The sequence below is a fragment of the Streptomyces sp. NBC_01506 genome (assembly GCF_045040295.1).
Lineage (GTDB): Bacteria > Actinomycetota > Actinomycetes > Streptomycetales > Streptomycetaceae > Streptomyces.
In genome coordinates this window covers 6,797,423-6,818,318 of record NZ_CP109422.1, presented here as the reverse complement: position 1 = coordinate 6,818,318, position 20,896 = coordinate 6,797,423, and the positions used below count along the sequence as shown (strand labels likewise).

Here is a 20,896-nt window from a genome sequence, read left to right as displayed (position 1 = left end):
CCATCAACCGGCGTACGCGCGGACGGATTTGGCGTCCCGCAGGGCCAGGCCCCACCAGGCGAGCTGGTCGAGCATCGAGGTGGCGGCGGAGTCGGCGCCGTCCGGGTCCCGGTGCCGGCCGTCGGTGTCGAAGAGGGCGCCGGCGTTGTGGAAGGAGACGGTGTCGCGTACGGCCACGGCGTGCAGTTCGGCGAAGACCTGGCGCAGATGTTCGACGGCGCGCAGACCGCCGGAGATCCCGCCGTAGGAGACGAAGCCGATGGGCTTGGCCTGCCACTCGTCGAAGTGCCAGTCGATGAGGCTTTTGAGGGACGCGGGGTAGGAGTGGTTGTACTCGGGGGTGACGACCACGAAGGCGTCGGCCTCGGCCAGCCGGTGGGTGACCTTGGCGAGCTGGCCCCGGACCGAGACCGGCGGATTGAAGGAGAGCGCGGTCGGCAGATCGGTGTCGGCGAGGTCGATCAGGTCGACGGTGAAGTCGGCGCGCCCGGTGGCGCGGGAGACGAACCAGTCGGAGACGACGGGGCCGAACCGCCCCTCACGGTTGCTGCCCATGATGACGGCGAGGTTGAGGGGCGGCGGCGGGGATGCCGGTGTTGCCGAGGTCTCGGGAGTCTGGGGAGTCTCCGGGGTCCGGGGAGTCTCGGGGGTCGTCAGGGTCGCGGAATCGTTCGTCGTGATGTCCATGCGGACGAGCTTGATACTTAAACCATGGTTCAGGTCAAGCTACTCTGGTCCGCATGACCCAACTCGCTTGGAACGCCAAGGAAGCCACCGTCGGTGAACTGGCCGAACGCAGTGGTGTCTCCGCCTCCGCCCTTCGCTTCTACGAGCGCGAGGGGCTGATCACCAGCCGCCGCACCACGGGCAACCAGCGGCGCTACAGCCGCGACACCCTCCGGCGTGTCGCCTTCATCCGCACCTCGCAGCGCCTGGGCATCCCGCTCGCCCTGATCGGCGGCGTACTGGGGCTGCTGCCGGACGACCGTACGCCCACCGAGGAGGACTGGGCCCGGATCTCCGAGTGCTGGCAGCAGGACCTGGAGACCAGGATCCGCACCCTCCAGCGGCTGCGCGACAATCTCGCCGACTGCATCGGCTGCGGCTGCCTCTCGCTGGACCGCTGCGCCCTGTCCAACCCCGGCGACGAGCTGGCGGCGCACGGCCCCGGACCCCGCAGGCTGATAGAGGACTGACCGGTCCTACGGTGGGCTCATGGCACCTACCGAGGCTATCGAGGTCATTGAGGTCAACGGCGAGCCCGCCACTCAGGCGGCGCTGCGGGTCCCCGCGCTCAGCGCGTACGGGCACTTCACCGCCATGCAGATCAGGGGCGGCCGGGTGCGCGGACGCGATCTGCATCTCGCCCGGCTCGACGCGGCGACCCGCGAGCTGTTCGGCGAGGGCCTGGACGGGGAGCGCGTACGGGAACTGCTGCGGCACGCGCTCGGTGACGTGTCCGACGCGTCGGCCCGCGTCTATGTGCACTGGCCGCAGGGCGACAAGGAGGCGCGGGTGATGATCACCGTCAGGCCGCCGCAGACCAAGGCGGACCGGCCGCACAGCCTGATGTCGGTGCCGTTCGCCCGCGAGGTCCCGCACATCAAGCATCTGGGCGGCTTCGGGCAGTTGTACTACCTGCGGCAGGCCGAGCGCGCCGGGTACGACGAGGCGCTGCTGACCGATTCCGGCGGGCTGGTGACGGAGGGGGCCATCACCAACATCGCGTTCTGGGACGGCACGTCCGTGGTCTGGCCCGAGGCGCCCTCGCTGCGGGGGATCACCATGGCGCTGCTGGAGCCTCGGCTGCCTTCCGTACGGCGCCCGGTGACGCTGGCCGACCTGCCCTCGTACACGTCGGCCTTCATCACGAACTCGCAGGGGCTCGCGCCGGTGGACCGGATCGACGAGGTGGAGTTCACGGTCGACGCGGAGCTGATGGGGACGGTGACGGCGGCGTACGAGGCGGTGGAGTGGGACGTGATCTGAGCCGGCGCACCACGGGCGAAGGGCCGCACGCTCCCGAACCGCGCCGCCGCCCGCGGCCGAACCGCGCCGTCACCCCTCGCCCCTCGCCCCTCGGCCCTCGCCCCTCACCCATTCAGCACGACAGGTCACCCGGCGTGTCCCCCACCCGATCACGCACCGCTGACCTGCACAAACACTGACTGGCAAGTGCGACACGCCGTAGCGAACCGACCAATCTGATCCTCCATCAGCAGGCGTACGCGCCGGGCTGCGCCTTATCTCGGAAGAGACGAGAACCGCGCGCCGCCACGGAGGAACACCATGCGCACCACCGCCCGCCTGCTGACCGGTACCGCGCTGGCGGCTGCCTCGCTCGGAGTCTCCCTCGCGGCCTCCACCGCCGCCTTCGCCGGCGACCGGGGTGAGCTGGAGCTGTATCCCTCGACGTCCGCGCCCGGCGCGACCGTCACGGTCAACACCACCGCCTGCGGGAAGGGCGGCCACGGCAAGGGGGACGCCAGCTCCGTGGGAGGCGGCGAGTTCCATCTGCGGCCCGGCGACTACAAGGACATCGTCGTCGGCCAGTTCCGGGTGTCGGAGAACACCCGGGCCGGCACCTACGGCATCTTCGTACGCTGCGAGAACGGCCGGGAGGCCCGCGGCGACGTGACGATCGAGCACCGCCGTGAACAGCAGCCGTCCGGCCACGTCCGCACGGGGGTCGGCGGCAGTGTCGGACCCGACACCACCCAGATCGCGGCGGGGGCGGCCGTACTGGCCGCTGCCGCCGTCGGCGGGACCTGGCTCCTGCGCCGCCGGGCGAGCGGCGCGCAGGGAAGCTGACGGGGCGGGGCCCGCCGTCCGGCCTGGTCCGGACGGCGGACCCCGGCGGCCTCCACCGCCCCCGTACCGCCGTGGTCCCCGCCCCCGTCACGCTCATCGCTGCCGGGGGCGGGGGAACAACTCCGGGAGGACGCATGACCGCGCAGGTCGCCCCGTGGGGGGTCGCCCCATGACCGTCAAGGGCAAGGCATGGCTGATAGCCGGCGCCGCGTGCGTCGGTGTGTGGCTCGTGCAGAACGGCTCGCAGAACATCACCCCGCCGATCCCGTCGGCCGCCCAGGCGTTCGCCGCCGGGCCCGGCTTCCACACGGACGCCGCCGCCGACCCGATGCCCGCCTCCGCGCCCGTACGTCTGCGGATCCCCGAGATCGGCGTCGACGCGCCCTTCATACGGCTGGGCCTGGCGAAGGACGGCAGCCTCGACGTGCCGCCGGCCGAGAACGGCAATGTCGCGGGCTGGTACGAGCACGGCACCACCCCGGGCGCCAAGGGCACGGCGATCGTCGCGGGCCATGTGGACAACGCGCGCGGTCCGGCCGTCTTCTACAGCCTGGGCACCTTGGAGAAGGGCCAGCGGATCGAGGTCACCCGTGAGGACCGGCGGACGGCCGTCTTCACGGTCGACGCGGTCGAGGTGTACGACAACGCCGAGTTCCCCGACCAGAAGGTCTACGGCAAGACGGACCGGGCGGAGCTTCGCGTGATCACCTGTGGCGGCGGATTCTCCGAGAAGACCGGCTATCAGGGCAACGTCGTGACCTACGCGCACCTCATCGGCGTGCGGGACAACTGACGTCAGGCCCGCCACTGGTCGAAGGCGAGCTTCGCGACCAGTGAGAACACCACGACGAGCAGCACCCCGCGGACGAACTCGCTGCCCTTCTTGAGCGCCATCCGCGCGCCGAACATGCCGCCCGCCAGGTTGAACACCGCCATCAGCGCGGCCAGTTGCCACAGTACGGAGCCCTGGTACGCGAACATCGCGAGCGCCCCGCCGTTGGTGCAGACGTTGACGATCTTCGCGGTGGCCGACGCCGTGACCAGATCGAGGTGCAGCACGGCGGTCAGCGCCAGTACGAGGAACGTGCCCGTGCCGGGACCGAACAGCCCGTCGTAGAAGCCGATCCCGCCGCCGACGAGGACGACCGCGGTGATGTGCCGGCCCCGGGAGACCGGCCCGCCCGCCTTCGCGCGGCCGAAGGCGGGCCGCAGCATCACGAAGGCGGCGACGGCGAGCAGCACGACCATGATCACGGGGCGCAGGACGTCGCTGCTGATCCCGGCGGCGAAGAAGGCCCCCGTCATCGACCCCGCGAGCGCCATCAGCCCGATCCGTACGGCGCTTTTCACGTCCACCGGGGCCTTGCGCACATAGGTCACGGCGGCGCCGGAGGTGCCGACGATCGCGACCGCCTTGTTCGTACCGAGGATGTGCGCGGCGGGGACCTGCGGCAGTCCGAGCAGCAGCGCGGGCAGGAGCAGCAGCCCGCCCCCGCCCACCACGGCGTCGATCCAGCCGGCGGCGGCTGCCGCGAGGCACAGGACGACGAGCATGGTCAGTGATATGTCGGGCATGATCGCGAGCCTATGGGACGCGGTGGGTGGCCCTCACACCCCGTACCGGCCCGTGCTGAGGGCAGCGTTCCGAGCGGGAAACAGTGGTGGTGCCGCCGGGTAACACCGGCCGCGCAGTCTGCGGGCATGGCTGCTGACGGCGGGGCGGGAGAGATCGTGGTGATCGGCGGGGGCACGGCCGGCGTACGGCTGGCACAACGAATCGCCGCCGCCGCTTCCGACACGACGGACGTCACCCTGCTCGGCGAGGAGCCGCACACCCCGTACAACCGGGTCCTGCTCGCCGAAGTGCTCGCCGGGCGGTACGGCCCCGAGGTGATCGCCCTGCCACCGGCCCCCGGCACCGTACGGCGTGGTGTCCGGGCGGTCCGGATCGACCGCGCCGACCGGCGGGTGCGGTGCGACGACGGCAGCGTCGTCCCGTACGACCGGCTGGTCCTGGCGACCGGTTCGAATCCGGTCCTGCCGCCGCTGCGCGGGCTCCGGCAGTCGGATCACGACGGTCTCCCGGCCGGCGTGCACTCCTTCCGGACCATGGACGACTGTCTGGCGCTGTCGGCGGCTCTGCGGCCGGGGGTCCGTGCCGTCGTCATCGGCGGCGGGCTCCTCGGGGTCTCGGCCGCCCGCGCGCTCGCGGAGCGTGGCGCCCAGGTCGTACTGGCGCAGCAGGGCAAGTATGTGATGGAGCGTCAGCTCGACCGTACGGGCTCGGTGTTGCTCAGGCGCCGTCTCGAGTCGTGGGGCGTGGAGGTGCACACCGAGTGCCGGGTACGCGGTGTCGTACCCGCCGCCCCCGGCCGCCCCGCCGCCGTCGAACTCGCCGACGGATTCCGGCTGGACGCCGAACTCACCGTCCTGGCCTGCGGCGTACGCCCCCGTACCGGGCTCGCCCGCGCCGCGGGGCTCGACGTCCGGCGCGGCATCGTCGTGGACGACGAGTTGCGCACGTCGGACCCGTACATCCACGCGATCGGCGACTGCGCGGAACACGGCGACCAGCTCTACGGTCTCGCCGGTGCCGCGCTCGAACAGGCCGACGCGCTGGCCCACTTGCTCACCAGCGGCGCGAACGCGGGACGGTCCGCCCGTTACACCGGCACCCGCTCGCTCACCCGGCTCACCCTCGCGGCGCCCGGCGGCCATGTGCCCGAAGTCCCCCTCGATCTCGCCGCGTTCGGCGAGACGACACCCCTGCCCGGTGACGACGTCGTCCAACTGACCGACGCCACGCGCGGCGCCTACCGCAAGGTCGTCGTCCGGGGCGACCGCCTCGTCGGCGGTGTACTCCTCGGCGACCTGACCACGATCGGCGCGCTCGCCCGCACCTGGGCGGACGACGAACCGCTGCCGCCCGCCACCCCGCCGCTCCACCTGCTCACTCCCGACGGAGGCTCCTGAGATGCCCGACACACCCTCCCGCCCCACGATCGTGGTCGTCGGCCACGGCATGGTGGGCCAGCGGTTCCTCGAAGCACTCGCCGAGCACGGCACGACCGGCAGGGCGCGGATCGTGGTGCTCTGCGAGGAGCCGCGCCCCGCGTACGACCGGGTGCGGCTCAGCTCGTACTTCTCCGGCCGCACCCCCGACGAACTCTCCCTGGTCGAACCGGACTTCATGGCCCGCCACGGCATCGAGCTGCGGCTCGGCGACCCGGCCGAAACCGTCGACCGGGCGGCACGCACGGTCACCTCACGCGCCGGTCTGACGTTCACGTACGACACCCTGGTGCTGGCCACCGGCTCCTACCCGTTCGTGCCGCCCGTGCCGGGCAAGGACGCGACCGGCTGCTTCGTCTACCGCACGATCGAGGACCTGCTGGCGATCGAGGAGTACGCGAAGACCGCCCGTACCGGCGCCGTGGTGGGCGGCGGGCTGCTCGGTCTTGAGGCGGCGGGTGCGTTGCGGGGGCTCGGACTCGACACGCACATCGTGGAGTTCGCACCGCGTCTGATGCCCGTCCAGGTGGACGACGGCGGCGGCGCCGCGCTGCTGCGCACCATCGAGGGCATGGGGCTGACCGTCCATACGGGCGTCGGCACACAGGAGGTGACGACGGACGCGGCGGGGGTCGTCAACGGCATGGCGCTGTCGGACGGTTCGGTCCTGGCGACCGATCTCGTCGTCTTCTCGGCGGGCGTACGGCCCCGGGACGCTCTCGCGCGCGACGCGGGGCTGCGGGTCGGCGAGCGCGGCGGAATCGCGGTCGACGAGCGGTGCCGTACGTCGGATCCGCGGATCTTCGCGATCGGCGAGTGCGCGCTCGCGGCCGACGGGCGGGTGTACGGCCTGGTGGCGCCGGGCTACGAGATGGCGCGCACGGCGGCGGACGCGATCGCCGAAGTCACCGAGGGGGCGGCCGAGTTCACCGGGGCCGATCTGTCCACGAAGCTCAAACTGCTCGGTGTGGACGTCGCGTCCTTCGGCGACGCGCACGGCGCCGCGCCGGGCTGCCTCGACGTCGTGTACGCGGACTCCCGCTCGGGCGTCTACAAGAAGGTCGTCGTCGGCGCTGACGGCACGCTGCTGGGGGGCGTGCTGGTCGGTGACGCCGACGCCTACGGGGTGCTGCGCCCGCTGACCGGCCGCGTACCGCCCCTGCCGCCGGAACAGCTCGTCCTGCCGCCGGGGGCCGGGACACCGGCGGCGCTCGGCCCGGCCTCACTGCCGGACAGCGCGGTGATCTGCAACTGTCACCACGTGACGAAGGGCGCGGTCGCCGCGTGCGCGACACTGCCGGAGGTGAAGAAGTGCACCAAGGCCGGTACCGGCTGCGGGAGTTGCCTGAAGGTGATCGGACAGCTCCTGCCCACGGCGGGAGACGGCGGGCTGTGCGGCTGCTTCCCGCACACACGCGGTGAGTTGTACGAGATCGTGCGGACCCTGCGCGTGACGTCGTACGCCTCGCTGCTGGACTCGCACGGCCGCCGGGGCGCGCGCGGCGGTGACGGGTGCGACGTCTGCAAGCCCGCCGTCGCCTCGATCATCGCCTCGCTCGCGCCGACGCTGGGGCTCAGCGGCCATGTCCTGGACGGCGAACAGGCCGCGCTCCAGGACACCAACGACCACTTCCTGGCCAACTTGCAGCGCAACGGCTCGTACTCGATCGTGCCCCGGATCCCGGGCGGCGAGATCACGCCCGACAAGCTGATCGTGATCGGTGAGGTGGCACGGGACTTCGGGCTCTACACGAAGATCACGGGCGGCCAGCGCATCGATCTCCTCGGTGCGCGGGTCGACCAACTGCCGCAGATCTGGGGGCGGTTGGTGGCGGCCGGTTTCGAGTCGGGGCACGCGTACGGGAAGGCGCTGCGGACGGTGAAGTCGTGCGTCGGACAGACCTGGTGCCGGTACGGGGTGCAGGACTCGGTGAAGATGGCCATCGATCTGGAGCTGCGCTACCGGGGCCTGCGCGCGCCGCACAAGCTCAAGTCGGCGGTCTCGGGCTGCGCCAGGGAGTGCGCGGAGGCGCGCGGCAAGGACTTCGGGATCATCGCGACGGCGGAGGGCTGGAATCTGTACGTCGGGGGCAACGGCGGCGCCGAGCCGCGCCACGCGGACCTGCTGGCACGGGATCTGGACGACGAGTCGCTGGTGCGGCTGATCGACCGCTTCCTGATGTTCTACATCCGCACCGCCGACCGTCTGGAGCGCACCTCGGCGTGGCTGGGCCGGATCGAGGGCGGTCTCGACCATGTACGGGATGTCGTCGTGCACGATTCGCTGGGTCTGTGCGGCGAGTTGGAGAGGCTGATGGCCGACCATGTGACGGGCTATCGCGACGAGTGGGCCGAGACTCTTCAGGACCCGGAGCGGCTGCGCCGCTTCGTCTCCTTCGTCAACGCGCCTGACGCGCCGGATCCGACGGTGCGGTTCGTGCCGGAGCGCGACCAGGTGAAGCCGGATCTGACGTTTCTGACTCTGGAAGGGGTGGCCGCGCGATGAGCCCGACCCCGACTCCGACCCCGACGACGGGTCGCGCGGGCGCGACTCTTCAACTCCTGCTCGGCGACGGGTGGTTCACGGTCTGCGACCGCTCGGCGCTCATTGCGGGCCGGGGCGTGGCCGCGCTGCTGCCGGACGGCCGGCAGGCCGCGCTGTTCCTGGACCGGGCGGGCCGTACGTACGCGATCGACAACCGCGACCCGTACTCCGGCGCCCACGTGCTGTCGCGCGGGCTGACCGGCAGCCAGGACGGCCGCGCCTTCGTGGCGTCGCCGCTGCTGAAACAGCGTTTCGACCTGGAGACGGGGCGCTGTCTGGACGACGAGTCGGTGGCGGTGACGGTCTACGCCTCCAGAATCGAATCTTGACCGAGCGTTCCATATAGCCCTAGAGTCGGCCCGTGGCCAGGACCAAGGAATTCGATCCGGACGCCGCGCTCCAGTCGGCTCTTGAGCTGTTCTGGCGGCGCGGTTACGAGGCGACGTCCATGGCGGACCTCGTCGAACACCTCGGCATCGGCCGCGCCAGCATCTACGCGACGTTCGGCAACAAGCACGAGCTGTATCTGAAAGCGCTGGACCGCTACGGCGAGACACACGACCCGTCGCTGCTCGACGTCCTGTCGAAGCCGGGGCCGGCGCTGCCCGCGGTGCGGGAGGTGGTGCGGGGGTTCGCCGCCGAGGCCACCACCGAGCCGGGGCGCGAGAAGGGCTGCTTCGTCACCAACACGGCCGCCGAACTGGGGCCGCACGACCGCGAGGCGGCGCGCCGGGTCGAGCTGAGCTGGCAGCACATCGAGACACTGACGCACGCGGCGCTCGTCCGGGCCCAGGGCCAGGGCGAGTTGGGGCCGGACCGCGACCCGCGGGCGCTGGCACGGCTGCTGCTCGTGCTGATGCAGGGCATGCGGGTGGTCGGCAAGACGTCGCGGGATCCGGCGCGGGTACGCGACGCGGCCGAGCAGGCGCTGAGCCTGCTGGACTGAGAAAGAGAGACGGACCGGGGCCGTACGGGGGTCGGCGCCCGCTTTCCACTGCTCTCACCATTGCCCTCGCACGCCCTCATACAAGAACGATCATTCCAGATAATCAAGGGAGTCACCCCATGTCCGCTCGCTTCACCGGCAGGACCGTCCTCGTCACCGGCGCCGGTTCCGGGATCGGCCGCGCCGTCGCCGTGGCGTTCGCGGCCGAAGGCGCCTCGGTCGTCCTCTCCGGCCGGGGCGCGGCCCCGCTGGAGGAGACCCGCGCCCTGATCGGCGCGGCGGGCGGCGACGCGCTCGTCGTCACCGCCGACGTCTCCCGCGCGGACGACGTACGGGCCCTGGTGCGCCGGGCGGCCGAGCACTTCGGACGCCTGGACGTCGCCGTCAACAACGCGGGGATATTCCGGGGCGGCGCGCCCCTCGCCGATCTCCCCGCCGAGGACTGGCAGGCGCTGCTCGACATCAACGTCACCGGCGTCCTGCACTGCCTCCAGGCGCAGATCGCCCATATGCGGGCCAACGGCGGCGGCGCCATCGTCAACGTCTCCTCCAACCTCGGCGCCCATCTGCGGATCCCGAACGTGGCCGGCTATCTCACCTCGAAGGCCGCCGTCTCCGCACTGAGCCGCGCCGCCGCCCTGGACCACATCCGCGACGGAGTGAGGATCAACGCCGTCAGCCCCGGCGCGTCGGACACCACGATGTCGCTGCACCCCGGCGAGAGCGCCGCCGACCGCACGGCGCGGATGAAGGAGCAGTCACCGCTCGGCCGGGTGTCGTCGACGGCGGAGGTCGCGGCGGCCGTGCTGTATCTCGCCTCGCCGGACGCGGCGTCCGTCGTGGGGGCCGACCTGGTCGTGGACGGGGGCGCGGCGGCGTAGGTGCGGCAGCGTAGGTGTTATCGCCGATGACCGGCCACGCCGCCCCGAAGTTCAGACGGCGGCCATCCACTCGCCCTACGCTGCTGCCTGCACGCGACCTCACACCCACCCCACCCCCATGGAGCGGCCCAGTGGAACGTCGCAATTTTCTGCGTGGAGCGATCGTCTCAGGCTCCGCCGTCGCACTCGGCGGCACACTCTGGCGGGGCACGTCGTACGCCGACCCCGCGCAGCCCGGCGCGGGACCGTACGGAGCGCTCGGATCCGCCGACGCCAACAGCGTCCGGCTACCCGCCGGATTCACCAGCCGGGTCGTCGCCCGGTCCGGTCAGACCGTGCCCGGCACGTCGTACACCTGGCACAACGCCCCTGACGGCGGCGCCTGTTACGCCGACGGCAGCGGCTGGATCTATGTCTCGAACTCGGAGATCAACCCGTCCGGCGGCGCGAGCGCGCTCCGGTTCTCCTCGGCCGGCGCGATCACCGGCGCGTACCGGATCCTCTCCGGCACCCGGCAGAACTGCGCGGGCGGCGACACCCCGTGGAACACCTGGCTGTCCTGCGAGGAGGTGAGCCTCGGGTATGTGTACGAGAGTGACCCGTGGGGCGTGAAAGCGGCGGTACGGCGCGACGCGATGGGCCGGTTCAAGCACGAGGCCGCGGCGGCCGACCCGGTCCGCCGGGTGATCTATCTGACCGAGGACGAGACGAACGGGTGCTTCTACCGCTTCACGCCGACCACGTGGGGCGATCTGTCCTCCGGCACCCTCCAGGTGCTGCGGGCCGGCACCGCCACGTCGGGGTCCTTCACCTGGGTGACGGTGCCGGACCCGGACGGTTCGCCGACCGTGACCCGCGACCAGGTCTCGGGCGCCAAGCGGTTCAACGGCGGCGAGGGCTGTTACTACGCGAACGGCTCCGTGTGGTTCACCACGAAGGGCGACAACCGGGTCTGGCGGGTCGATCCGGCCGCGTCCACCTACGAGTTGGCGTACGACGACTCGCTCGTCACCGGCGGCGGCGCCCCGCTGACCGGTGTCGACAATGTCACCGGCTCCTCGTCCGGCGATCTCTTCGTGGCGGAGGACGGCGGGAATCTGGAGATCTGCCTGATCACGCCGGACGACGTCGTCGCGCCGTTCCTGCGTCTCGACGGGCAGTCGGGCTCCGAGATCACCGGCCCGGCGTTCTCGCCCGACGGCTCGCGGCTGTACTTCTCCAGCCAGCGCGGTACGAGCGGCAGTTCGTCCGGCGGTATCACGTACGAGGTGACGGGGCCGTTCCGGACCTGACCCCGGTCCGGCGGATCCGCGAGGGTCCCGGCACACCCTGGGCGCCGCCGTGCAGCAGGGCGGCGCCCAGGGGCGTCAGCGTGTGCAGGACGGCGTTGCCGTGCCGCAGGGTGACCACGAGTCCCGCCTCGCGCAGGACGCACGCGTGCTGACTGGCCGAGGCGAGCGACACCCCTGCCCTGCGGGCGAGTTCGCTGGTGGTCGTGCCGTGCTCGATGGCGCTCAGGACGGTTGAGCGCGTACGGCCGACCAGTCGGCCCAGGGACCGTCCCGCGCCCCGGTCGCCGTGGCCGGCGGCGGTCGGGGCGTCCGCATGGGTGAGGGGGTAGACGAGCACCGGCGGCAGCGTCGGATCACGGTAGACGACCGGTGTCCCCCGGCAGAAGAACGACGGCTGGAGCAGCAACCCCCTTCCGTCCAGCACGAGTTCGCGATCCACCGGATAGTCCGCCTCCAGGACCGGCGCGCGCCAGCGGATCACCGGCGGGAGTGTGGCGAGCAGTTCGTCGGCGCCGCCGTCGAGCAGCGCCCGGCCCCGGGCGACACGGTCCGCCTCGGCGCGTGCCCGGATGTGCGGCCAGTACGGCTCCACGGCGGCCCCGTGGTACGCGCGCAGCGCCCCGGCGAGCCGGCCCAACTCCGCCGGATCGTCGTCCAGTTGGGCGGCGACCCGGGCAGGGAGCGCGGGCGACCCGGAGGCGAGCAGGGCCAACTCCGTACGGACCCGCTCCCCCGGCGTCGCGCGCAGCGCCGCCAGCCCCTCCTCCAGCCCGAGGCGGCTCTGAGCGGGGTTGAGGAAATCCGGGAAATAGCCGCGCTGCGGCACCAGCGCATGGAGCAGACGTGTTTCACCTTTCAACCTCACCCGCGTTTCCGTGCGCCATTCCCCGAAAACGAGCGCGCCCCGCCGGTCGCGCAATCGGTGAAAGCTGAGAATCGTTTCCCACAGCGGGTCGGGACCGGCGGCCATCCGGACACCGCCGAGGTCTCTGCCCGTGAAGTGAATTCGCAGCACTCATCCCCCACTTGTTGCGTCTGTTGCATCCGCAATCGTCCCCAGCGATGAGTATGCATGCCATCACAGGACGTCACCATGGAGTTTCAGCCACAGTTGAAACGCGTCGCGCCAATTGGGTGCGAAACGAAAGGCTGTACCAGGTCAGGCGCGAAACCCGAGCCACCGAAAAGGCGAAGTGAAGGCCGTGGGGGGCTTTGCTCGCCGGACGGCGGTCGGTGAGGGTTGCGGCTCCGTGCCCGGCCGTGAAAATGGGCTGCGGCCGGTGGGTGGGGATCCACCGGCCGCAGCCCGATTTGTTTCGGTTCCGGCCTTATCCATTGCGGGGCCGGGCGACCGTAAGCGATTTCACATTCGTACGCCGCGCGGCGTACCACTCAGTCGCTCAGCCGCTCAGCCACTCAGCCGCTCAGCGCGAGTCGCCGCCGCCGTCCGACTGCGCCGCCGCCCGCCCGGCCTCCAGGCGCGCCACGGGGATGCGGAACGGCGAGCAGGACACGTAATCCAGCCCCACCTCGTGGAAGAAGTGCACCGACTCGGGGTCGCCGCCGTGCTCGCCGCAGACGCCCAGCTTCAGATCGGGGCGTGTCCTGCGGCCGGCCTCGCACGCGCTGCGTACGAGCGCGCCGACGCCGTCCATGTCGATCGTCTCGAACGGGGACACCCCGAAGATGCCCTTCTCCAGGTAGGCGGTGAAGAAGCTCGCCTCGACGTCGTCGCGGGAGAAGCCCCACACGGTCTGGGTGAGGTCGTTCGTACCGAAGGAGAAGAACTCGGCGGCTTCCGCGATCTGACCGGCCGTCAGCGCGGCGCGCGGCAGTTCGATCATCGTGCCGAGCGCGAGCTTGAGGTCGATCCCGGTGGACTTGCGCACCTCCGCGATGACCTGCTCGGCCTCGTCGCGGACGATCTCCAGCTCCTGGACGGTGCCGACGAGCGGGATCATGATCTCGGCGCGCGGGTCGCCCTTGGCGTTCTTGCGCGCCGCCGCGGCCTCGGCGATGGCCCGTACCTGCATCGCGAACAGTCCGGGGATGACCAGGCCGAGCCGTACGCCGCGCAGTCCGAGCATCGGATTCTGCTCGTGCAGCTTGTGCACGGCCTGGAGGAGGCGCAGATCGTTCTCGTTGTGGTCCTCGCGGGACTCGGCGAGCGCGACGCGCACCGACAACTCCGTGATGTCGGGCAGGAATTCATGCAGCGGCGGGTCCAGCAGCCGTACGGTGACGGGCAGTCCGTCCATCGCCTCGAACAGCTCCACGAAGTCCTTCTTCTGGAGCGGCAGGAGTGTCTTGAGCGCCTGCTCGCGCTCGTCGTCGGTGTCCGCGAGGATCAACTTCTCGACCATGGACCGGCGTTCACCGAGAAACATGTGCTCGGTGCGGCACAGTCCGATGCCCTGTGCGCCGAAGCGGCGGGCCCGCAGCGCGTCCTCGGCGTTGTCGGCGTTGGCGCGCACCCGCAGCCGGCGGCGCCGGTCGGCGTACGCCATCATCCGGTGCACGGCCTCGACCAGTTCGTCGGCGTCGTCGGCGCCCGCGTGCATACGGCCCTCGAAGTACTCGACCACCGGCGAGGGGACGACCGGGACCTCACCGAGGTAGACCTTGCCGGTCGAGCCGTCGACGGAGACGGTGTCGCCCTCCTCGATGACGGTCCTGCCGACCGTCATCCGGCGCCGCTTGGTGTCGACCTCCAGCTCCTCGGCGCCGCAGACACAGGTCTTGCCCATGCCACGGGCGACGACGGCGGCGTGCGAGGTCTTGCCGCCGCGCGAGGTGAGGATGCCCTCGGCGGCGATCATGCCGTCCAGGTCGTCGGGGTTGGTCTCGCGGCGGATGAGGATGACCCGCTCGCCCGAGCGCGACCACTTGACGGCGGTGTACGAGTCGAAGACGGCCTTGCCGACGGCGGCGCCGGGCGACGCGGCGATACCGCGCCCCAGCAGCTCCGCTTTCGCGTGCTCGTCGAAGCGCGGGAACATCAACTGGGCGAGCTGGGAGCCGTTGACGCGCTGAAGCGCCTCCGCCTCGTCGATCAGGCCCTGGTCCACGAGCTGGGTCGCGATCCGGAAGGCGGCACCGGCGGTGCGCTTGCCCACACGGGTCTGAAGCATCCACAACTCGCCGCGCTCGATGGTGAATTCGATGTCGCACAGATCCCGGTAGTGCGTCTCCAGGATCTCCATGATCTGCAACAGCCGGTCGTAGGACTTCTTGTCGATGGTCTCCAGGTCGGCGAGCGGCACGGTGTTGCGGATACCGGCGACGACATCCTCACCCTGCGCGTTCTGGAGGTAGTCCCCGTACACACCCTGGTGGCCGCTGGCCGGGTCGCGGGTGAAGGCGACGCCCGTGCCGGAGTCCGGGCCGAGATTGCCGAAGACCATGGAGCAGATGTTGACGGCGGTGCCGAGGTCGCCGGGGATGCGCTCCTGGCGGCGGTAGAGCTTGGCGCGGTCGGTGTTCCAGGACTCGAAGACGGAGCGGATGGCGAGACCCATCTGCTCGCGCGGGTCCTGCGGGAAGTCGCGGCCCGCCTCGCGCGAGACGATCTTCTTGAACTGCTTGACCAGCTTCTTCAGGTCGGCGGCGTCGAGATCGATGTCGGTGGCGGCCTTCTTCGCCCGTTTGGCCTCCTCCAGCGCCTCCTCGAACAGGTCGCCGTCGACGCCGAGGACGGTCTTGCCGAACATCTGGATCAGCCTGCGGTAGGAGTCCCAGGCGAAACGCTCGTCGCCGGACTGCTTGGCGAGACCGGCGACGGACTTGTCCGAGAGCCCGATGTTGAGGACGGTGTCCATCATCCCGGGCATGGAGAACTTGGCGCCGGAGCGTACGGAGACGAGCAGCGGGTCGTCGGACTGGCCGAGCTTCTTGCCCATCTTCCGTTCGAGGGCGTCGAGGTGGGCGTCGACCTCCGCACGCAGGGCGGCCGGCTCCGTACCGGTGTCGAGGTAGACCTTGCACGCCTCGCTGGTGATGGTGAAACCCGGAGGGACGGGCAGGCCGAGGTTGGTCATCTCGGCGAGGTTGGCGCCCTTGCCGCCGAGGAGGCCCTTGAGATCCTTGTTGCCCTCGGTGAAGTCGTAGACGAACTTCTGGTCCTGTGGGGCGGTGTCTGTCGCTACGTGGGTGTCTTTGCTTCTCGACACGGATCTCGACTCCTCCGGGAGGCGCTGGCTGCCCTGACGGCCAGGAACATACCCAGATCGAAGGTGCCTGGACATGTCCACCTGTCCGTCATACGGCCGCAACCACCCGTCCGCCACTGGATCGAATGCGTATGCCGGGGGGTCGGCCGCCCCGCCCCCCTTCACGCCTCGAACCGGGCATGACCTTTGCATGACGTAACTCGCTCATCTGAGCCGGGTTCTCCACTTCTGAGTTCACCTCTCGAACACGGAAGGAGTGGCACCCAGTGCCACCCCTTCCGGAAGTGCAGCCGGGCGTCAACCGCTCGTCTGAGCGAAGGATCTATCAGACGTGGCGAGAATCACTACGGGGACGGGCGCCCTGGGCGTCGTTTCGTTGATTGGACTTTCGACAGTGTCGGAGCGTCCCCGCCATCCGTACGGTCGTACGGGTGAACAGCACGACGATCTCGTCCGGGAGTCTTCTGACAGCGGCAGCCGCCGTGAGCGCCGGTCTGAGCGCGGTGAGCCTGTGGTGGACCGTGCCGACGGTGATCGCCGCGTTCCTCGCGGGGCGGCGACCCGGCAGGACGGGTCCCCGGACATGGACGTCGTCGCCGAGGCCGGCGACGGACACGACGCCGTGGAACTGACGCGGCGTCACCGCCCGTCCGTGGCCGTCCTCGACTTCCGGATGCCGGGTCCGGACGGCATCGAGGCCGCCGCTCAGATCCGGGCCACCGTGCCGGACACGCACGTCATCATGCTGACGACGTTCGGCGAGGACGACTACATCCTCCGGGCGCTCGGCGGCGGCGCGGCCGGCTTTTTCATCAAGTCGGGAGAGCCGGAGGAGCTGATCGCCGGGGTCCGCGCGGTGGCCGAGGGCGCCGCGTATCTGTCACCCAAGGTCGCCGCCCGTGTCGTCGCGCATCTCGCGGCGACCGGCGCGGGCGCCATGGCGGGCCGCCGCGCCGCCGCCCGCGCCAGGGCCGACGCGCTCACCGGCCGGGAACGCGACCTGCTGATCTGCCTGGGCAGCGGACTGTCCAACGCGCGGATCGCCCGCCGTCTGCATGTGGTGGAGGGGACGGTGAAGGCGCATGTGAGCGCGATCCTGGCCCAACCGGGGGTGGCCAACCGGGCGGCGGCGGCCATCGTGGCCCACGAGGCGGGGCTCGTACCGCCCGCGTGACCGAGGCCGTCCACGGCCGGCCCCTGAGTCCGCGTCAGCGGTCGAGTTCGAGTTCGAGTTCGAGGAAGGAGCGGGCCTCGGCGAGAAAGGTGGCGTGGTCCGGGCCGTACGTGGCCGCGGCGGCGAACAGCGCGTCGACGGCCGACTGGAGCGGGTCCGGTCCCGCCGCCGCGAACACCGCCGGGACGGCCAGATGCGGCTGCGATATGGCCGTTCCGCTCCGGGGGACGTTCACCACTTTCGACGGCACCCGCTCATCGCTGAACAGCAGCTCCCACACCCGCTCCGGCTCGTCGAACGGCGGCGCCAACTCCCCTCCCCGGTCCAGGGATTCGAGGGTGGACGCGACCCAGTCCAGCTCCGCCAGGCCCGCCACCGTACAGGCGCGGCGCGCCGCCAGCCGGGCCACGGCGCGCTGGGCGTCCGGGCCCGCCGCGTCCAGCGCGTGCAGAAGGTGGACGTCAAGTTCGATCATCCCCGACACATTGCCGCGCACGGCGCGCAGCCGGTCGCTCGGCAACCGGCCGCCCCACTCACGTGCCAGCTCCTCGACGCGCTCCCGTTCGCGCTCCGCCTCGGCGAGGCGATTCGCCTCCGCCATCTCCTCGGGGGTGGGCGGGGGCGGCAACTCCCGTGCCCAGGCGTGCCAGTAGGCGGCGTGGTCGGTGGTCTGCCGCAGAACGCGGGCCTGTGCCGCCCGCGAGCACGGCCAGAACTGGAGGAGGTAGTGGTCCAGGAGCTCCCCGGACTCCCACAGCTCCGGGTCCCTCGCCGCCGCCATCCCCCGCGCGCTGTAGCGGACCCGGTAGTCGATCTGTTCGAGGTCCAGCTCCCAGGAGTCGCCGCCTCCCCATTCCACGAGCGAGACCGGGCTCGACAGCGGGCGGAACGGCACCTCCACAGCCTCCTCCCAGGAGGAGTCGAGCGGCGGCCGGTCGTCGTGCAGTTCGACGGTGAACCCGACGTTGCCCGTGTGCAGCCCGGTCAGCAGGATGAGCGAGCCGGGCACGGCGCCCCCGCACAGACCGGCGTCCTGCCCGGCGAAGGCCGCGCCGAAGTCGCCGACGCCGTACTCCTCCGGCTCGCTCACCACGTACATCTGCCCGTACTCCACGCGCACTTCGCCGAACAGCAGCGTCTCCACAGCGCCCCCCGCCTCACCGCCCCACTCGCCGGGGCCAGATGACAGATCATGTCGTACGGCACTGACAACGGAGCGATCGTGGCCCGTCAGCCGCCCGAGGTGTCCAGCTCCGCGTCCGCGCCGATCCCCGCGCAGTCGTACGGGTCCTTCAGCCAGCCGTCCGGCAGGACCACCCGGTTGTTCCCCGACGTCCGCCCGCGCGGCCCGTCCGCGCCGTCCGGCCACGGCTGGTCCAGGTCCAACTCACCCAGCAGCGCGTCCAGTTCGGCCAGCGACGAAGTGATCGCGAGCTTCTTGCGCATCTCGGAACCGACCGAGAAGCCCTTCAGATACCAGGCCACGTGCTTACGGAAGTCGATCACCCCGCGCGCCTCGTCACCGATCCACTCCCCCAGCAGTTCCGCGTGCCGCCGCATGACCCCGGCGACCTCGCGCAGCGCGGGCCGGGCGAGCTGCCCCGTACCTTCGAAGGCCGCCACCAGATCGCCGAAGATCCACGGCCGGCCCAGACAGCCGCGCCCCACCACCACACCGTCGCATCCGGTCTCGCGGACCATCCGCAGCGCGTCGTCCGCCGACCAGATGTCGCCGTTGCCCAGGACGGGGATCTCGGGGACGTGCTCCTTGAGGCGGGCGATGGCGTCCCAGTCGGCCGTACCTCCGTAATGCTGGGCGGCCGTCCTGCCGTGCAGGGCGATCGCCGTCACGCCCTCTTCGACCGCGATGCGGCCCGCGTCGAGGTAGGTGAGGTGGCCGTCGTCGATGCCCTTGCGCATCTTCATGGTGACCGGCAGGTCCCCGGCGTTCGACACGGCCTCGTGCAGGATCGCGCGCAGCAGGGGCCGCTTGTACGGGAGGGCCGAGCCGCCGCCCTTGCGGGTGACCTTGGGGACGGGGCAGCCGAAGTTCAGGTCGATGTGGTCGGCCAGGCCCTCGTCCGCGATCATGCGCACGGCCTTGCCGACGGTGACCGGGTCGACCCCGTACAACTGGATCGAGCGCGGTGTCTCGGTCGCGTCGAAGCGGATGAGCTGCATCGTCTTCTCGTTGCGCTCGACCAGCGCCCGCGTGGTGATCATCTCGCTGACGAACAGCCCCTTGCCGCCCGAGAACTCCCGGCACAGCGTCCGGAACGGGGCGTTGGTGATCCCGGCCATCGGCGCGAGCACCACGGGCGGACGCACGGCGTACGGGCCGACGGCGAGCGTGCCGGGCGGTGCCGGGGACACGGCCGGGGGCGGCACGGGAGACGGGGCGAGCGGAGCGGTCATCCCTCCATTGTCGCGCATGGCGAACGGGGGACCGCCGGGTGCCGGACTTACGATCCCCCCATGCCAGCTCCCCAGCCCCAGTCCTCACCGGAGCCGCCGAAAGAGCCGCCGCAAGGCCCCCCTCAGGGGCCACCGCACGGGCAGCCGCCAGGACCGCCGAAAGAGTCCTCCCCCGAGTGCGACGCGCGCCGGCGGATGGTGATTCTGGGGACCTGCTGCATGAGTCTGCTGATCGTCAGTCTCGACAACACGGTGCTGAACGTGGCGCTGCCGTCCATACAGAAGGACCTGCACACCACGGTCGCGGGCATGCAGTGGACCATCGACGCGTACACCCTGGTCATCGCCTCGCTGCTGATGCTGGCGGGCTCCACGGCCGACCGCATCGGCCGGCGGCGGGTCTTCAAGACCGGGCTGGTGATCTTCACGATCGGCTCGGCGCTGTGCTCGGTCGCACCGAATCTGGAATTGTTGGTCGTGTTCCGCATGGTGCAGGCGGTGGGCGGCTCGATGCTCAACCCGGTCGCCATGTCGATCATCACCAACACCTTCACCGACCCGCGCGAGCGCGCCCGCGCGATCGGGATCTGGGGCGGTGTCGTCGGCATCTCGATGGCGGCCGGGCCGCTGATCGGCGGGCTGCTGGTGGAGACGGTCGGCTGGCGCGCGATCTTCCTGATCAATCTGCCGGTGGGGGTCACGGCGTACGTACTGACGTGGCGTTACGTCCCCGAGTCGCGCGCCGCCAAGCCGCGCCGCCCCGACCCCGTGGGCCAACTGCTGGTCATGGCCACCCTCGGCGCGCTGACGTACGCGATCATCGAGGCGCCGGCCGCGGGCTGGACGTCGCCGCTGATCGTGTCCTGCGTCGGGGTCACGCTGTGCGCGCTGACCGCGCTGATCCTGTACGAGCCCAGACGCCCCGAACCGCTGATCGATCTGCGCTTCTTCCGCAGCGCGCCGTTCAGCGGGGCGACGGTCATCGCCGTGTGCGCGTTCGGCGCTCTCGGCGGCTTCCTGTTCATGAACACGCTCTATCTCCAGAACGTCCGGGACCTCTCCGCCCTGGAGGCCGGTCTCTACATCCTGCCGATGGCGGCGCTCGCGTTCGTCTGCGCGCCGCTGTCGGGGCGGCTCGTCGGCTCGCGCGGGCCGCGCGTTCCGCTGCTGCTCGCGGGCACGGCCACCGCGACGAGCGGGCTGCTGTTCGCGGTCTTCGAGGCGGAGAGGCACACGGCGCTGCTGCTCATCGGGTACATGCTGTTCGGCGCCGGCTTCGGGATGGTTAACGCCCCGATCACCAACACGGCGGTGTCCGGGATGCCGCTCGCGCAGTCGGGGGTGGCCGCCGCCATCGCGTCGACCAGCCGGCAGATCGGGCAGACGCTGGGCGTCGCGGTGATCGGAGCGGTGCTGGCGGCGGGCGCGGCGGGGGCCACGCGCCGCGGCGGTATCGACGAGTCGGCGTTCGCCGAAGCGAGCCGGCCCGCGTGGTGGATCATCACCGGGCTCGGCGCGTCCGTGCTGGCGGTGGGCGCGCTGACCAGCGGGGAGTGGGCGCGCGGTACGGCGCGGCGTAACGCGGCAAATCTGGAGCCGGCGTCGGCACCGGGCTCGGCGGACTCGATGTGACGCGGACGGACGGGCCGCC

18 protein-coding genes are annotated in these 20,896 nt (G+C 71.1%); 12 read left to right on the top strand and 6 right to left on the bottom strand.

Annotated elements, in window-relative coordinates; all coding sequences use genetic code 11:
* Positions 1 to 3 precede the first annotated feature (3 nt).
* Complete coding sequence (locus tag OG329_RS30625) at positions 4 to 687, bottom strand: NADPH-dependent FMN reductase (protein ID WP_405799625.1); 684 nt, start codon at positions 685 to 687, stop codon at positions 4 to 6.
* A 53-nt stretch (positions 688 to 740) separates the two neighbouring features.
* Here OG329_RS30625 and soxR point away from each other — a divergent pair, with 53 nt between their 5' ends.
* The 4 genes from soxR to OG329_RS30605 all read left to right on the top strand — a co-directional run bounded on the left by soxR (position 741) and on the right by OG329_RS30605 (position 3,604).
* Positions 741 to 1,196 carry a redox-sensitive transcriptional activator SoxR gene (soxR, locus tag OG329_RS30620; protein ID WP_405799624.1) on the top strand — a complete coding sequence of 152 codons (456 nt, stop codon included), beginning with the start codon at positions 741 to 743 and terminating at the stop codon, positions 1,194 to 1,196.
* 19 nt (positions 1,197 to 1,215) lie between these two features.
* Entirely contained in the window at positions 1,216 to 1,989 is a 774-nt protein-coding gene (locus tag OG329_RS30615) for an aminotransferase class IV (protein WP_405799623.1), read from the top strand.
* 300 nt (positions 1,990 to 2,289) lie between these two features.
* Positions 2,290 to 2,811 (top strand): hypothetical protein, encoded by a 522-nt coding sequence (locus tag OG329_RS30610; RefSeq protein WP_405799622.1) that lies wholly within the window; start codon positions 2,290 to 2,292, stop codon positions 2,809 to 2,811.
* 169 nt (positions 2,812 to 2,980) lie between these two features.
* Positions 2,981 to 3,604 carry a class F sortase gene (locus OG329_RS30605; protein ID WP_405799621.1) on the top strand — a complete coding sequence of 208 codons (624 nt, stop codon included), beginning with the start codon at positions 2,981 to 2,983 and terminating at the stop codon, positions 3,602 to 3,604.
* Positions 3,605 to 3,606: 2 nt separating this feature from the next.
* On the opposite strand, the gene OG329_RS30600 is transcribed toward OG329_RS30605, so the two are convergent.
* Entirely contained in the window at positions 3,607 to 4,386 is a 780-nt protein-coding gene (locus tag OG329_RS30600) for a sulfite exporter TauE/SafE family protein (protein WP_405799620.1), read from the bottom strand.
* 126 nt (positions 4,387 to 4,512) lie between these two features.
* Between OG329_RS30600 and OG329_RS30595 the strand changes: the two genes are divergently transcribed.
* The 6 genes from OG329_RS30595 to OG329_RS30570 all read left to right on the top strand — a co-directional run bounded on the left by OG329_RS30595 (position 4,513) and on the right by OG329_RS30570 (position 11,487).
* Positions 4,513 to 5,784 carry an NAD(P)/FAD-dependent oxidoreductase gene (locus tag OG329_RS30595; protein WP_405799619.1) on the top strand — a complete coding sequence of 424 codons (1,272 nt, stop codon included), beginning with the start codon at positions 4,513 to 4,515 and terminating at the stop codon, positions 5,782 to 5,784.
* 1 nt (position 5,785) lies between these two features.
* Positions 5,786 to 8,329: a nitrite reductase large subunit NirB gene (gene nirB, locus OG329_RS30590; RefSeq protein WP_405799618.1), complete on the top strand. Its 2,544-nt coding sequence runs from the start codon at positions 5,786 to 5,788 to the stop codon at positions 8,327 to 8,329.
* Positions 8,326 to 8,697 (top strand): nitrite reductase small subunit NirD, encoded by a 372-nt coding sequence (gene nirD, locus OG329_RS30585; protein ID WP_405799617.1) that lies wholly within the window; start codon positions 8,326 to 8,328, stop codon positions 8,695 to 8,697. Before nirB ends, nirD begins: the two co-directional genes overlap by 4 nt.
* 32 nt (positions 8,698 to 8,729) lie before the next feature.
* Positions 8,730 to 9,314 carry a TetR/AcrR family transcriptional regulator gene (locus OG329_RS30580; protein WP_405799616.1) on the top strand — a complete coding sequence of 195 codons (585 nt, stop codon included), beginning with the start codon at positions 8,730 to 8,732 and terminating at the stop codon, positions 9,312 to 9,314.
* 119 nt (positions 9,315 to 9,433) lie between these two features.
* Positions 9,434 to 10,195: an SDR family NAD(P)-dependent oxidoreductase gene (locus tag OG329_RS30575; RefSeq protein ID WP_405799615.1), complete on the top strand. Its 762-nt coding sequence runs from the start codon at positions 9,434 to 9,436 to the stop codon at positions 10,193 to 10,195.
* A gap of 131 nt (positions 10,196 to 10,326) precedes the next feature.
* On the top strand, positions 10,327 to 11,487 hold the full coding sequence (locus OG329_RS30570) for an alkaline phosphatase PhoX (protein WP_405799614.1): 1,161 nt from the start codon (positions 10,327 to 10,329) through the stop codon (positions 11,485 to 11,487).
* Here the strand turns inward: OG329_RS30570 and OG329_RS30565 are convergent.
* Together OG329_RS30565 and ppdK are read right to left on the bottom strand one after the other, a co-directional pair.
* Positions 11,453 to 12,502 (bottom strand): ArsR/SmtB family transcription factor, encoded by a 1,050-nt coding sequence (locus OG329_RS30565; RefSeq protein WP_405799613.1) that lies wholly within the window; start codon positions 12,500 to 12,502, stop codon positions 11,453 to 11,455. The two genes, OG329_RS30570 and OG329_RS30565, sit on opposite strands and share 35 nt — an antisense overlap.
* A gap of 409 nt (positions 12,503 to 12,911) precedes the next feature.
* Positions 12,912 to 15,656, bottom strand: a complete 2,745-nt coding sequence (ppdK, locus tag OG329_RS30560) for a pyruvate, phosphate dikinase (RefSeq protein ID WP_405799612.1) — start codon at positions 15,654 to 15,656, stop codon at positions 12,912 to 12,914.
* A 511-nt stretch (positions 15,657 to 16,167) separates the two neighbouring features.
* Here ppdK and OG329_RS30555 point away from each other — a divergent pair.
* The gene (locus OG329_RS30555; RefSeq protein ID WP_405799611.1) at positions 16,168 to 16,830 is read left to right on the top strand and encodes a response regulator; all 663 of its coding nucleotides are present in this window, start codon (positions 16,168 to 16,170) and stop codon (positions 16,828 to 16,830) included.
* Between the two features lie 34 nt (positions 16,831 to 16,864).
* On the opposite strand, the gene OG329_RS30550 is transcribed toward OG329_RS30555, so the two are convergent.
* Both OG329_RS30550 and dusB read right to left on the bottom strand, forming a co-directional pair.
* Entirely contained in the window at positions 16,865 to 17,974 is a 1,110-nt protein-coding gene (locus tag OG329_RS30550; RefSeq protein WP_405799610.1) for a hypothetical protein, read from the bottom strand.
* Positions 17,975 to 18,060: 86 nt separating this feature from the next.
* A complete protein-coding gene (dusB, locus tag OG329_RS30545; protein ID WP_405799609.1) occupies positions 18,061 to 19,263 on the bottom strand; it encodes a tRNA dihydrouridine synthase DusB in 1,203 nt (400 codons plus the stop codon).
* Between the two features lie 177 nt (positions 19,264 to 19,440).
* Here dusB and OG329_RS30540 point away from each other — a divergent pair, with 177 nt between their 5' ends.
* Complete coding sequence (locus OG329_RS30540; RefSeq protein WP_405802103.1) at positions 19,441 to 20,877, top strand: MFS transporter; 1,437 nt, start codon at positions 19,441 to 19,443, stop codon at positions 20,875 to 20,877.
* Positions 20,878 to 20,896: the final 19 nt, after the last annotated feature.

What these genes read in the sequence shown, in the direction of transcription:
- OG329_RS30600 (WP_405799620.1), bottom strand. Translation starts at nt 4,386, where the DNA reads ATGCCCGACATATCACTGACCATGCTCGTCGTCCTGTGCCTCGCGGCA.
- dusB (WP_405799609.1), bottom strand. Translation starts at nt 19,263, where the DNA reads ATGCGCGACAATGGAGGGATGACCGCTCCGCTCGCCCCGTCTCCCGTG.
- OG329_RS30625 (WP_405799625.1), bottom strand. Translation starts at nt 687, where the DNA reads ATGGACATCACGACGAACGATTCCGCGACCCTGACGACCCCCGAGACT.
- OG329_RS30615 (WP_405799623.1), top strand. Translation starts at nt 1,216, where the DNA reads ATGGCACCTACCGAGGCTATCGAGGTCATTGAGGTCAACGGCGAGCCC.
- OG329_RS30595 (WP_405799619.1), top strand. Translation starts at nt 4,513, where the DNA reads ATGGCTGCTGACGGCGGGGCGGGAGAGATCGTGGTGATCGGCGGGGGC.
- OG329_RS30575 (WP_405799615.1), top strand. Translation starts at nt 9,434, where the DNA reads ATGTCCGCTCGCTTCACCGGCAGGACCGTCCTCGTCACCGGCGCCGGT.
- nirB (WP_405799618.1), top strand. Translation starts at nt 5,786, where the DNA reads ATGCCCGACACACCCTCCCGCCCCACGATCGTGGTCGTCGGCCACGGC.
- OG329_RS30610 (WP_405799622.1), top strand. Translation starts at nt 2,290, where the DNA reads ATGCGCACCACCGCCCGCCTGCTGACCGGTACCGCGCTGGCGGCTGCC.
- OG329_RS30605 (WP_405799621.1), top strand. Translation starts at nt 2,981, where the DNA reads ATGACCGTCAAGGGCAAGGCATGGCTGATAGCCGGCGCCGCGTGCGTC.
- nirD (WP_405799617.1), top strand. Translation starts at nt 8,326, where the DNA reads ATGAGCCCGACCCCGACTCCGACCCCGACGACGGGTCGCGCGGGCGCG.
- OG329_RS30540 (WP_405802103.1), top strand. Translation starts at nt 19,441, where the DNA reads ATGGTGATTCTGGGGACCTGCTGCATGAGTCTGCTGATCGTCAGTCTC.
- soxR (WP_405799624.1), top strand. Translation starts at nt 741, where the DNA reads ATGACCCAACTCGCTTGGAACGCCAAGGAAGCCACCGTCGGTGAACTG.